The sequence below is a fragment of the Flavobacterium undicola genome (assembly GCF_009909155.2).
Taxonomy (GTDB): domain Bacteria; phylum Bacteroidota; class Bacteroidia; order Flavobacteriales; family Flavobacteriaceae; genus Flavobacterium; species Flavobacterium undicola.
On record NZ_JAAAPM020000031.1, the window covers coordinates 1 to 12,954 of the forward strand.

14 protein-coding genes and 1 tRNA gene are annotated in these 12,954 nt (G+C 33.1%); 1 reads left to right on the plus strand and 14 read right to left on the minus strand.

Features of this window, described 5'->3' with window-relative positions; all coding sequences use genetic code 11:
• Nucleotides 1-321: 321 nt before the first annotated feature.
• The 5 genes from GTZ96_RS15210 to GTZ96_RS15230 all read right to left on the minus strand — a co-directional run bounded on the left by GTZ96_RS15210 (nt 322) and on the right by GTZ96_RS15230 (nt 3,526).
• Nucleotides 322-780: a nuclear transport factor 2 family protein gene (locus GTZ96_RS15210; RefSeq protein ID WP_161644767.1), complete on the minus strand. Its 459-nt coding sequence runs from the start codon at nt 778-780 to the stop codon at nt 322-324.
• 11 nt (nt 781-791) lie between these two features.
• A complete protein-coding gene (locus tag GTZ96_RS15215; protein WP_161644768.1) occupies nt 792-1,154 on the minus strand; it encodes a nuclear transport factor 2 family protein in 363 nt (120 codons plus the stop codon).
• A 157-nt stretch (nt 1,155-1,311) separates the two neighbouring features.
• Nucleotides 1,312-1,962 (minus strand): NAD(P)-dependent oxidoreductase, encoded by a 651-nt coding sequence (locus tag GTZ96_RS15220; protein WP_161644769.1) that lies wholly within the window; start codon nt 1,960-1,962, stop codon nt 1,312-1,314.
• 120 nt (nt 1,963-2,082) lie between these two features.
• On the minus strand, nt 2,083-2,820 hold the full coding sequence (locus GTZ96_RS15225) for an SDR family NAD(P)-dependent oxidoreductase (protein ID WP_161644770.1): 738 nt from the start codon (nt 2,818-2,820) through the stop codon (nt 2,083-2,085).
• A 124-nt stretch (nt 2,821-2,944) separates the two neighbouring features.
• Nucleotides 2,945-3,526: a Crp/Fnr family transcriptional regulator gene (locus tag GTZ96_RS15230; protein WP_161644771.1), complete on the minus strand. Its 582-nt coding sequence runs from the start codon at nt 3,524-3,526 to the stop codon at nt 2,945-2,947.
• Between the two features lie 231 nt (nt 3,527-3,757).
• Here GTZ96_RS15230 and GTZ96_RS15235 point away from each other — a divergent pair, with 231 nt between their 5' ends.
• Nucleotides 3,758-4,057 carry a hypothetical protein gene (locus GTZ96_RS15235; protein WP_161644772.1) on the plus strand — a complete coding sequence of 100 codons (300 nt, stop codon included), beginning with the start codon at nt 3,758-3,760 and terminating at the stop codon, nt 4,055-4,057.
• Nucleotides 4,058-4,141: 84 nt separating this feature from the next.
• Here the strand turns inward: GTZ96_RS15235 and GTZ96_RS15240 are convergent, their stop codons facing one another.
• The 9 genes from GTZ96_RS15240 to GTZ96_RS15280 form a co-directional block, all read right to left on the minus strand.
• On the minus strand, nt 4,142-5,386 hold the full coding sequence (locus GTZ96_RS15240) for a site-specific integrase (RefSeq protein WP_161644773.1): 1,245 nt from the start codon (nt 5,384-5,386) through the stop codon (nt 4,142-4,144).
• Nucleotides 5,387-5,634: 248 nt separating this feature from the next.
• Nucleotides 5,635-5,722, minus strand: a tRNA-Ser gene (locus GTZ96_RS15245).
• Nucleotides 5,723-5,890: 168 nt separating this feature from the next.
• Entirely contained in the window at nt 5,891-7,024 is a 1,134-nt protein-coding gene (gene ribB, locus GTZ96_RS15250; protein WP_161644774.1) for a 3,4-dihydroxy-2-butanone-4-phosphate synthase, read from the minus strand.
• Nucleotides 7,024-8,481, minus strand: a complete 1,458-nt coding sequence (locus tag GTZ96_RS15255; RefSeq protein ID WP_161644775.1) for an LptF/LptG family permease — start codon at nt 8,479-8,481, stop codon at nt 7,024-7,026. The genes ribB and GTZ96_RS15255 overlap by 1 nt, the downstream gene beginning before the upstream one ends.
• Before the next feature lie 8 nt (nt 8,482-8,489).
• On the minus strand, nt 8,490-9,131 hold the full coding sequence (locus GTZ96_RS15260) for a LolA family protein (protein ID WP_161644776.1): 642 nt from the start codon (nt 9,129-9,131) through the stop codon (nt 8,490-8,492).
• Nucleotides 9,132-9,135: 4 nt separating this feature from the next.
• Nucleotides 9,136-11,583: a DNA translocase FtsK gene (locus tag GTZ96_RS15265; protein WP_161644777.1), complete on the minus strand. Its 2,448-nt coding sequence runs from the start codon at nt 11,581-11,583 to the stop codon at nt 9,136-9,138.
• A 20-nt stretch (nt 11,584-11,603) separates the two neighbouring features.
• Complete coding sequence (locus GTZ96_RS15270) at nt 11,604-11,978, minus strand: diacylglycerol kinase (RefSeq protein WP_161644778.1); 375 nt, start codon at nt 11,976-11,978, stop codon at nt 11,604-11,606.
• Between the two features lie 10 nt (nt 11,979-11,988).
• Entirely contained in the window at nt 11,989-12,486 is a 498-nt protein-coding gene (tpx, locus tag GTZ96_RS15275; protein ID WP_161644779.1) for a thiol peroxidase, read from the minus strand.
• Nucleotides 12,487-12,672: 186 nt separating this feature from the next.
• The gene (locus tag GTZ96_RS15280; RefSeq protein ID WP_161644780.1) at nt 12,673-12,930 is read right to left on the minus strand and encodes a DUF6952 family protein; all 258 of its coding nucleotides are present in this window, start codon (nt 12,928-12,930) and stop codon (nt 12,673-12,675) included.
• Between the last annotated feature and the right edge of the window lie 24 nt (nt 12,931-12,954).

The window sequence follows — 12,954 nt, forward strand, 5'->3', positions numbered from 1 at the left end:
GCTTTGCAAGCTTCATCATTTGGCAATTCTTTTATAAAGTTTAGTATGCTTTGTCCTTCAAATACTTCCATAACGACTGTTTTTAAAGACATAAAAATACAGAAACTAAATGACTAACTCAAAAATTTTAATTAATGATGATACAATATTTTGATTTCAAAATTTTTAATTTTTTAATCCGAGTAAGGCAAAGTTGCATTATAAATAACCCTTAAATCGATGCTATATGATAAAAAAAACCATTGACATTTATCAATGGTTTTTCTTCAATTTGAATTTGATTATCATTTTATTACTAACCGTTTAGGCTTGTAATGCGATTTAAAATATCCCGTTTGTGTTGGCTGCTTTTAGGTTAGGGGCTACCCACGGAGCTGCATTATCGGGTGTACCAACAAGTTGCAGCACTTCCCAATGTTCAATAGCTTTACCCTCATCGTTCATTTTAAAAATATCTGCTCCTGCAATTCCTGTATCGTTAGGGTCGTCAGTAAAAATATTTTTAAAGTTTGAATGTACCCATACAAAATCATCTACTGCTATAATGCGTTGACATGTCCAACTTGCAGTAGGATGATCTTTTACAACTTGTTTGAAGAATTTCAACAAACCTGCTGCACCTGTCTCTACTAGTGGGTCGTGCTGAATGTAGTTTGGGTCTAAAAAATTCGCTATGGCTTCTTCGGGATTTCTTTGATTAATCATCACATCGTGAAGACCAATAATGTTGTTCATGTTTCGAACAGCTTTGCTGTCATTCGAATTTACTAATTTTTCCATTTTTTTAAATTTTATTTGTTAACGAATACGTAAAAGGATTTTATTTTATTGTCTTTAAAAAAAACAATATCTGTACCTGTTAATACCGGTGGAGCACCTTCTGGACCAGCACCCCATTCTAACTTAGCAACATTGTTACTAGAGACACTTTTTATCGTTTGGGTTATAGAAAAATTAGGAGGTAAGCTATTTAATAGGCTGGTAACCTTTTTATTTATAGCATCATGTCCAAAAAACGATTCTTCGTCCATATCATACATTTCTACGTCCTTTGCATATATACTTTCTATAACCTTAAGTCTAACTGATTCATCACGTTCGTTCCAGATCTGTTTTAAATGTCCCGTCAATAATTGTTCAAATTTTTGTTCCATTATATTTATTTTTATTTGTTATTAAAATTACTTAAACCGATTACTGTTCTTGAAAGATCATTCAACTTACGAAGATCCGCTGTTTTAAATGATAACAAGAATGTTGCAAAAATTACCGCCGTAATAATTGTTAGTTTTTTCATTTTATTTATATGATTTAATAACCAATAGTAAATGGTTTACCTACAAATTGCTGATTTTTGATTTCATCAACCAATGCAACCGCATAGTCTTCGAATGAAATACTGCTTGCTCCGTTTTCGTCAGCAACCAGATTAGTATTACCTAGTCTAAATTTACCTGTGCGTTCACCTGCTTGTATCATTGCAGCCGGGTTAAAGTAAGTCCAGTTTTTCAACTCCGAATTTTCATAAAGCCCTTGTACTTCACCATGTGCGAAAATAGAAGGTTTATATTCGTCAGGAATGTTTTTCATAATGTCGGCATTATCCAACATTTTCAAGCCCGGCGCAATCTCATTATTAGTACCTCCGCCAACTGCAATAATTCTTGTCTGTGGTTGTTTTTTTAAGGCGTTTATAAGGTTTTGATGCGCTTGTTTAAACTGTTCAGGTGTTAGCCCTGCATAAAGAGATATTGCTGAGACAACCACATCTTTGTCCGCAATTAGCGATGGTAATTCTGTTTCATTTAGCAAGTCACCTTTAATTGTTGTCAAATTGGCGTGCTTTAGTTCTAGAGCTTCTGGTTTGCGCTGAACAGCGGTTACTTCATGCCCTTTATCTAGGGCTTCTTTTAAAATTCGCTGACCAATGTTACCTGTACCTCCAATTAATAAAATTTTCATGATTTATGTTTTTTAAGTTATTTAACTATGCAAAATTGCATCACAAGTAAGCTTTAAAATGATGAGAAATGATAAAAAAAACCGTTGATATTTATCAACGGTTTTATGTAATATCAATTTTTACCAAGGACTTACTTCGGTTTCATCTTCGATGTCGTTACTGAAAAACTTACCTGTCGGTGCATTATCATCAGTTAGTGTATGTTTAATGATAAAAGATGCGGCACTTTCTATTGATCCTGTCCCAATATGATGGTTGAAATCTGTTTTGGTAAAACCTGGATCAATTGCATTTACTTTAAAAGGCAAATCTTTTAGCTCATAGGCCAAAAGAACAGTGAAAGCATTTAAAGCTGCTTTTGAAGCTACGTAAGCAATCGATTTTACATCATAGAATTTCCAACTTGGATCACTGTGTAAAGCTAAAGAAGCAAGTCCAGAAGTTATATTGCTTATACGTGGACTTTCAGACTTTTTAAGTAGTTCTAAAAAGGCTTGTGTAACACTAATTCCCCCAAAGAAATTAGTGTCAAATACATTCTGAATTTCTTTGATAGGTGTATCAATGGCTGTTTGAGGATTTGGACCGAGTATTCCTGCATTATTTATCAGAATGTCTAGTTTACCCTGTTCTTTTTCGATAATATTTTTGGCCGACAAAATGGTATTAGGTCTAGTATTATCAATTTCAATAGCCCTGATGTTATCAAAACCTTCTCCTTTTAATTGATTTACTATTGCAATCCCCTTATCAATGTCACGACTACCCATATAAACAAACAACCCTTTCTTTGAAAGTTGCTTCACTGTTTCCAAACCAATACTTCTATTGGCTCCTGTAATTAATACTGATTTCATCTTTTTATTTTTAAATTATAAAGACAAAGTTGCAGTATAAGAAAACCCTATAACGATGATATAGAATAAAAAAAACCGTTGACATATATCAACGGTTTTTTAAAATAATATTTAAAATAGCAGGTTATTTTATAGCTTGCTTTCTAATTCTGCTTAACGTTTCTTTGGTAATACCTAAAGAAGAGGCAATAAGGTGTTGCGGAAATCGTTGGAGAAATTGCGGATGATTGAGGACAAATTCTTCATAGCGTTTTTCAGCAGTGTTACTCAAAGTAGAGTTTAATCTTCGTTGGTTAGCTATGGCATTTCTTTCATCCATTAATCTTACCATTTCTACCAATGCAGGTATCTTTTCCATCAAATCCAGCATATCGGCTCTTGTAATAAGGAGTAGATCTGTATCTTCCCAAGCATCAATATTATATTTCGAAGGCGTAAGCATTGTAAAGCTTTCACGGTCATTAGCCCAATAGTTTTCAATGTACAGATGTACAATATGTTCTCCACCTTTATCATCTATACTGTATTGTCGCATAGCTCCTTTTGTGATAAAACCAGTGTATTTACATATATCGCCTTCTTGTAAAAAGTATTGCTTTTTTCTAATTTTTTTTGGTTGAAAAGCATTTGTAATCAAGGCTTTCTCTTCACTTGTAAGTGGCAAAGCAGTATATTGATTGATGTAAGAGAAAAGATTTTCGTGCATTGGTTTGATAAACTATATTAAAAGACAATGCAAGATATGAAAAATGATTCTATTTCTTTAAATTTGATGGAATTTAGAGGTTTATAACTATATAGAGGTAAAAACAACAGTTTGGTAAAATTGTCGCTGTAGAGGTACTAATTGTAAGTTTTTGCATCATTTTTTTGCTATGTAATTTTAAAATCAAATACTTATTATATATTTGGTAAAACAACTAAAAAGATACTTACTATGTCATATTTAAAATCACAAATGCTTTATGATGATGGAAAACATTATAAATGGACTGCGAAAGCAGATCATGATAATCCTTATTATACAAAAGGGACTGACCATTCTCAATTAAACAGAACAGAAGGTTATGAAGTATTGTATTTTATTAATCACATAGGAGGAAAGCATTGGACAGTAACTCCTCCAAATCTTGCAACATATAATAAGATGGAAAAAATGATAAAAGACTCTGTTCCATCAGATATTCGTACGCATAAGAAAATTGCTGATTGGATAGTTGCAAATTGGTCAAAGTAAAAGCCTTCTAAAATATACATTTATAGTTTATTAAGCTAAACGAAAGGTAATATGATTAAAAATTGACTTATGCTTAATTTTTAATCATATTATCTTCTTTTCTTGACTAGTTACTATCATAGAAAACTTATCTCTCAAAACCTGTATATCCTCACTCACTTTTTTATCCAAAATTTTAGCATAATGCTGAGTGGTTTTAATATTAGTATGCCCAAGCATTTTGCTTACACTTTCAATTGGTACGCCATTTGTAAGCGTTACAGTCGTTGCAAAAGTATGTCGGGCTATATGGAAGGTTAAATCTTTTTGAATGTCGCAAACGTCTGCTATTTCCTTTAAATAACTATTCATTTTTTGATTGCTCAAAACAGGTAGCAATTTATTTTCATTTATACATTGTGGATGTGTTGCATATTTTTGGATTAATTCTTCCGGGATAGGAAGCAAGGGGATTCTTGATGCTGTTTCTGTTTTTTGACGATGTGTAAAAATCCATTTCCCACCATCGATACCTATGCTGATATTTGATAGTGTTAATTGTTTTACATCAATATATGCCAATCCTGTAAAGCAAGCAAAAACGAAAATATCCTTGACTTGATTCAGTCTTTCAGTTGCAAATTCTTTTGCATAAATAGTCTGAATTTCTTCTTGAGATAAAAACGCTCTTTCCACTTCACGAATTTTAGCTTTATAATTTACAAATGGATCTTTGTCCAACCATCCATTAGAAATGCAAAGCTTTACTATTTTCTTAAAGTTTTTGATGTATTTGACAGCTGTGTTATTGGCACATTTCCGAACACTTCTTAAAAAGAATTCATATTCCGTAATAAAAGCGTGGTCAATGTCTTTTATGTCAATATCCGAAACGAAATATTTCCATTCTATAAATTCGATTGTGTGTTTCAAAGATGTTTTATACCTCTCTAATGTTCCTGGTGCAAATTCTTGGCCAACTAGAGTTTCAACTTTATCATTATGTTCTTGAAATATTGGAACTAACATTCTCGCTCTTTGTTCTGTACCTTGCAATTTAGACTTTAAACCAGATGCGGTTGCAGTAGTTTTGTCTTTCATTATGGAATGATGTGCATCGTAAACTTGCTGTTCTAATGTTTTCAAATAAAAATTTAATGATTTTACTTCGTCTGAAGAACCTGAAACCTTTTGAAGTTTGTTATCCCACTTTTCGGGTTGGATGTATCTTTTGGAAGCAATTTCTTTTGGCTTCCCATCTATAGTAATTCTTAAATAAATAGGAGCAGTGCCGTTGGCTTTGATTTTGCTTTTCTTGATAAAGAAAAGAAGGTTGAATGTTTTGTTCATTTTGTGGTGACTTTAAGTTTGATAAAATTATACTTCTTAAACACTCTCTACAAGATGTTCAAACCGTGAACACCTTATTATACAAGTGTTTCAGCGATTTCTAGTGACCTATTTGGGTTTATGCAAACAGGTCACTAAATAGGTCACTGAAAGAATACCATTTAATGAACTTTGTTGGTATAGCCACCAATAAAAAAACGCCGTAAAACATAAGTTTTACAGCGTTTTAGCCTTTTTTGTATTTCTACTGGCGGAGAAAGAGGGATTCGAACCCCCGGACCTGTTACAGTCAACAGTTTTCAAGACTGCCGCATTCGACCGCTCTGCCATTTCTCCAGTATGTCGCTTTCATTAGCTGATTGCGAGTGCAAATATAAGAGGTTTTTTCGTTTAAATCCAAACTATTTCGAAAAAAAAATCAGCTATTTTTTGATAGCTGATTTAACGTTTTTATTATGTGATAGTTAGCCTTTAATTATTTTTTTAATTTATTTGAAATACGAATTAATAGTTCACATATTCGGTTATTTCCAGGCCGTAACCAATCATTCCCACACGTTTGGTTTGAGCAGTATTGGATACTAAACGTATTTTTGAAATATCAATATCGTGTAATATTTGTGCCCCAATACCGTAATCTTTGATATCAATAACAACTTTAGGTGCTTTCATTGTTCCTCCGGCTTGAAGTGTTTTCAATTCGGTGATACGATTAAGCAAGTTTACAGCTGACATATCCTGATTGATGAATATAACTGCTCCACGACCATTTTCGTTGATTATTTTAAACATATCGTCTAATTGTTGGTCAACGTTATTGGTTAAAGTGCCTAATAAGTCGTTATTTACCTGTGAAGAGTGAATTCTTGTCAAAATAGGCTCTCCTGTATTCCAGGTTCCTTTTGTTAAAGCAATATGAATTTGTTTGTTAGTTATTTGTTCGTAAGCTCTTAAGCGGAAAGTTCCAAAACGAGTATTGATATCAAAATCTTCTTTTTTGACAATAATACTGTCGTGTTGCATTCTGTAAGCCACAAGAGCTTCGATTGAAACAACTTTGATATCGAATTTTTTAGCAATTTTCACTAATTGTGGTAAACGGGCCATAGTTCCATCCTCGTTCATCACTTCAACAATAACTCCAGCTGGTTTAAAGCCTGCTAATCGGGCAAAGTCTATCGCAGCTTCAGTATGTCCGGTTCTTCTTAAAACACCACCTTCTTTTGCAATTAAAGGGAAAATATGTCCTGGTCTGGCTAAATCCTGCGGTTTTGTTTTAGAATCAATTAAAGACAGTACTGTTCTTGCGCGATCGGCAGCCGAAATACCTGTAGTTACTCCGTTTCCTTTTAAATCAACTGATACGGTAAAAGCAGTTTCCATATGATCAGTATTGTTTGTGACCATTGGTTTTAAATCTAATTCTTTACAACGTTTTTCGGTTAGTGGAGTACAAATTAATCCACGGCCATGTGTAGCCATAAAGTTGATCATTTCAGGAGTTACTTTCTCAGCCGCAGCTAAAAAATCACCTTCATTTTCTCTGTCTTCATCATCAACAACTAAGATTATTTTTCCTTGACGGATATCTTCGATTGCTTCTTCAATTGTGTGGAGTTGTATATTATCTGTGACCATTAGGTAGTTGTTTTTTTATTAGGTATAAATTTCTGTAGTAGTTTTTGTAGTGGAGCCAATACAACATCCATGTTGATTAAACCAATGTCGTTTGTAGCTCTATAAGTTAATAATATGGCAAGAGGCGTAAGGATAAATGAAGACATCCAGGCTCCTAAGAAAGGCGTCATTCCGTTTTCTTGCGCAAATCTTTTTCCAAAAGTATTTATAAAGTGAAAGGTAATAAATATTAATACGGCAAAGATTATGGGTAATCCAAGTCCTCCTTTTCTAATAATTGCGCCCAGTGGTGCTCCAATAAAAAACATCATAAAACAGGCAAATGCAATTACAAACTTATCATAGAAAGCGAGTAAGTGATTGTTGATGTTTTTTTGTTTGGCTTGCAAATTGGTTCTGCTTCCGTCAATACTATAACCAATACTGCTAAGATTGCTGCTGGCTGTTTTTAAAATTTCTGACTTCTTTTTGTTGTCATATAAAGACAGAATATCAGCAGGAAGTGTTTTTCTTTTTCGAACCAGTTCTTTATCGGCCAAATCATTAAAGGTTTTGTTTTCGATAATGGTTCTTAAACTAATGTTCTCGGAATAGGAAGCTACTTCAGTCTTGAAATTTTTGTTTAATGAATCTAAGGTATAATTCAATTCATTTACCGTTAACATCGTATTGGTATTGTCTACTTTTTCATTGTCTACATCTACTTTGTTTAGATAGGATAAATCTATATTTATAGTGTATTTTTTAAACGAACTTTTAGCAAAAGGGATTTTGTTTCGGTCGGAATAATTTTTAGGAGTAATGTCTTCGTAGTAATTTCCGTCATTCAATACCATCTGTAGCACGCTCGAATTTTCGCTACTAATTAGTTCTCCTTTTTTAGCTTTTATGACTGTTTTACTGCCATCGCCGTTAACTGATTTTTTATGAATGGTAATTCCGGTTAGTTTATTACCATTTTCCCCTGACTTTTTATTGACTTTGATGTTGTAGTAGCCTACATCGCTAAACTGACCTTCGGTGATTGCCATGGCAGGCTTCAATTGGGCAATGTTTTTTCTGAAATTTATAAACTTATATTCGGCAAAAGGAATTACATTATTGGCAAAAAAGAAAGCCACAATACTCAATATTACAATAAATAGGGTGAGGCTTCTCATGGCTCTTTGTAAAGAGATTCCAGAGGATTTCATTGCTGCAAATTCATAGTTTTCAGCCAGATTTCCAAAGGTCATAATCGAGGAAAGCAGAATAGATAACGGCAATACCAATGGAATAATTCTTGGCATTGAAAACAGTAAGAATTTAATAACTAATCCAACATCTAAATCTTTTCCGGCGAGTTCAGCTATAAATAGCCAAATGGTTTGAAGGATGAATATAAAAAACAAGATTACAAATACCGTAGTAAATGTAATCAGGAATGTTTTTAATAAGTATTTGTCAAGGATTTTCACGAAATGAATTAATCTAATTTATTGATGTAGTAATTTGGATATTTGCTAGCTACAAAGGTAAATTGATTTTTTGACAAAGGCTGATTGGTTTTAAAAGAATTAACGGTTAAAGTTGTTTTTGTTCCTTTTTTACCTGTTTCTATTAAGTTGTAGATGTGTTTGGTTTGTACATCAATACCCAACAGGATTTCTTTTCTTTGATCTTTACTGCTTGTTGGAATCAATTTCACATATTGAATTTTTCGACCTTTTACATTTTGTAAAATATCCATGGAATACCTGTAACCGCTGTTAAAGAAAGTCAGCATTTTAGAAGGAGTAACGGCATTGTCATCTTTCTCATTTACTGTTGAAATATTTACTTCTTCGTCTTCAGGAACAATAGTGTAGGTTTTTCTTCCATCAAAAATCTTAGTCATTCCCATAAAATTCAATACGTATTGATTGTTTTTTAAGGTAACATTTCCTTTGCTGTCTTGGTTGATGTTTTCTTTACTATTGTTTAGTGAATATTTAAAATCGATTACAATATTATCATAACTTTTCACTTTAGCGGTAACTTGGTCTAAAAGGCTTTTTGCTTGTTTGTCCTGTGCTTGTACAGAAAAACAAATTAGTAAGATAAATGTAATTTGGATAAACTTTTTCATTGTATTAATTATTTTCTTCATTATTAAAAAATTGATCAAGAGCATGCATGTCTAGAATGTTTACGCTGCGGGCTTTGCTTCCTTCAAAAGGACCGACAATTCCTGCGGCTTCTAATTGATCAATTAATCGGCCGGCTCTATTGTAACCTAATTTTAGTTTTCGCTGTAACAAAGAGGCCGAACCTTGTTGCGCATTTACTATAATTTCTGCAGCTTCTCTAAACAATGTATCTCTGTCGGAGATATCAATATCAAGATTGATGCCATTTTCCTCTCCCACATATTCTGGAAGCAGATAAGCAGTTGCATAGGCTTTTTGTGAACCAATAAAATCAGTAATTTTTTCTACTTCGGGAGTATCGATAAAAGCACATTGTACACGTACTACATCATTTCCGTTTGTATATAATAAATCTCCTCGACCTATTAATTGGTCAGCTCCTTGAGTATCTAAAATGGTTCTGGAATCAATTTTAGAAGTTACTCTAAAGGCAATTCTAGCTGGGAAATTGGCTTTGATTAAACCAGTAATTACGTTTACCGAAGGTCTTTGGGTAGCAATAATTAAGTGAATACCAATAGCACGAGCTAACTGAGCCAAACGAGCAATAGGAACTTCGACTTCTTTTCCGGCAGTCATAATCAAGTCGGCAAATTCGTCGACTACTAATATGATGTAAGGCAAAAATCGGTGTCCATTTTCAGGATTTAATTTTCGAGATTTGAATTTGTCATTGTATTCTTTGATGTTTCGAACCATTGCATCTTTTAATAAGGTGTAACGGTTGTCCATCTCTACACAAAGCGAGTTTAAAGTATTGACTACTTTAGCATTATCAGTGATAATAGCGTCTTCGGTGTCTGGTAATTTGGCTAAATAATGTCTTTCTATTTTATTGAAAAGCGTAAGCTCTACTTTTTTAGGGTCAACCAAAACAAATTTTACTTCGGCTGGATGCTTTTTGTACAAAAGAGAAGTTAAAACGGCATTCAATCCAACCGATTTTCCCTGTCCTGTAGCACCAGCCATCAAAAGGTGAGGCATTTTTGCCAAATCGACAACAAAAGTTTCGTTAGAAATGGTTTTTCCAAGAGCGATTGGCAATTCCATTTCTGCTTCTTGAAATTTAGCCGAACCAATAACCGATTTCATCGAAACCATAGTAGGATTCTTGTTTGGAACTTCAATACCAATGGTTCCTTTTCCGGGAATAGGAGCGATGATACGAATTCCAAGTGCCGAAAGTGAAAGCGCAATATCGTCTTCTAAACTTTTAATTTTAGAAATTCGGATTCCGGCTTCGGGTACAATCTCATATAAAGTTACCGAAGGACCTACGGTTGCTTTAATTTGGGCAATTTCAATTTTATAATTACGAAGTGTATCTACAATTCGGTTTTTATTTTCTTCTAATTCTTCTTGGTTGATGGTAATTCCGCCCGTTGAATATTCTTTTAATAAATCAATCGTTGGGAATTTATAATTGGATAAGTCTAATGTTGGATCGAATAATCCAAAATCAGAAACCAATCTAGCAGCCAGGTTTTCTTCAATTACTTCTTCTTCAGGAGCGGTTTCAATTACGAAATCTTCATTGGCTACAGCCATGGCAACTGCTACATTTTTTTCAATAGCAAATGGTTTTGAAAGAGGATTTAAATCAATTTCAGATGAATTGCTAATGGTAGGTTTTAATGCTTCTTTATTAATTTCGAATTGAGAAGCTTTAAATTCAGGGATTATTTCTTTTACAGGTTCAGGTTCTTGTTCCGTTATCGCAAATTCTTCTAAGTTGTAAGCGCTATCGGTTTTTTGAGAAAAAATAGTGTTGGTATCTGAGATAATTTCTTTTTTGCTGTTTTCAAAAAAGGATTGAACTTTTTCAGGAGTTAATCTTAGTTTGAAAATAACATAAATGAGGATGCCAAATAGTAACAACAATAAAGTACCCGTTTTTCCAATGTAGTCTTGTAGAAAAATATTTAATTCGTAGCCAATTGTTCCGCCTAATTCAGGTAATGAAGTGGCAAAAAAGCCAAATAATACCGATACATTAATCATAACAAACAAATCCCAAAACCAGATGTTTTTTAGTTTTCGGCTTGAAATGCCTAATATTAAAAAGATTCCGGTTAAGAATAATAAGCGCACGAATAGGAAAGAAGCCAGTCCGAAGCCTTTATAAACAATTATATTGGCCAGGAAAGCACCAAACTTTCCCAGCCAATTTTTTACAGTTTCTGTTCTGTCAGCTAATTCTAAAACAGCACTTTGATCTTCTTGTCCATAAACATAGAAAGAAACAAAAGCAACTAATAAAGCAATAGAAAATAAGATGAGTAGACAGCCTAAAATTGTTTTATGCTGTTTAGATATTTCCCATGATTTGAAAACTTTAGGATTAGAATTGTCTTTCGGGTCTAAAGATTCTTTTTTTGTTGTTTTTGCCATTCTATAGTGTAACTAAATCTCTAAATAAAGTGAGGTACGTATATGATTAAACCAATAATTATTGCTGTAATTGCTGCAAAAAATACAGATCCGGCAGCAATATCTTTTATAAAACCAATTCTTTCATGGTAATCCGGATGAATAAAATCGGCTACTTTTTCTATTGCTGTATTCAGTCCTTCAATACTTAATACTAAACCAATAGCAAAAGTTTGAAAAAGCCATTCAGTAGGAGTAATTCCTATTACAAACCCAGTAATGGTTAAAATAACTCCAAGAGAAGTTTGAACCATTACACTGTGTTCAGTAGTAATTAGTTTTATAGCTCCTTTTAAAGCGAAGCCAACACTTTTAAATCTTCCGGTAACAAAGGTATTGTCTTTTTGAAATGCCATTAAGTAGAGATTAAAGTACCGCTAATGCAGCATCGTAATTAGGTTCGTTTGCAATTTCAGCAACTTGTTCCGTATGTAAAATTGTTCCGTCAGCGTCAGCAACAATTAATACTCTCGAATGCAATCCAGCTAAAGGACCATCAACGATTTCTAATCCGTTTGTTTTTCCGAAGCTTCCTTCTTGAAAGTCTGATAAGTTAACTACATTTTCGATTCCTTCAGCTCCACAAAAACGTTTTTGAGCAAATGGTAAATCTCTTGAGATACATAAAACAGCAGTGTTATCTAATTTGGCAGCAGCCTCATTGAATTTTCTTACTGATGTAGCACAAGTTCCAGTATCAATACTAGGGAAAATATTTAAAACTAATTTCTTTCCACTAAAATCGCTTAGAGAAGCAACAGAAAGATCGTTTTTTACTAATTTAAAATCGGCAAGTTTTGAACCTACTTTTGGTAATTCTCCTGCAGTGTTTATTGGATTTCCTCCTAATGTTATTGAAGCCATAATTAATTTATTTAATGAGGTTCAAAAGTATGAAAATTATTTAAGAATTAGGATTTCTAATTTAAGATTTTAAATCCTTGGAGGAATCATTTTTAAAGTAATGTTTATATGAGGAATAGGAATAAATGCAAAAAAAATGCAACTGTTTGAGATGCATTTAATGGCACTTTTTAATAGAAAAAAGTCTTATTTGTCGATAGAACCCAAAACTCTTTTCATAAAAGTATTGAGTGCTTCTTTTTTATCAGTTCCGTTTTGGACTAATTTATGGACTTCCAGTGCGCCGTACATATTCGAAATTAACTCGCCAATAACATCTAATTCTTCATCTTTAAGAGAAGAAATCTCAGTCATTGCTTCCAGTACTTCAATAGTTTCGATGATGTAATCCTGGTCATTTTCTTCGATAAACTGAGTCAGTTGTTTTATTACGGGTAGTTTCATAAAGTTAGAAGTTGGAGGTTAGAA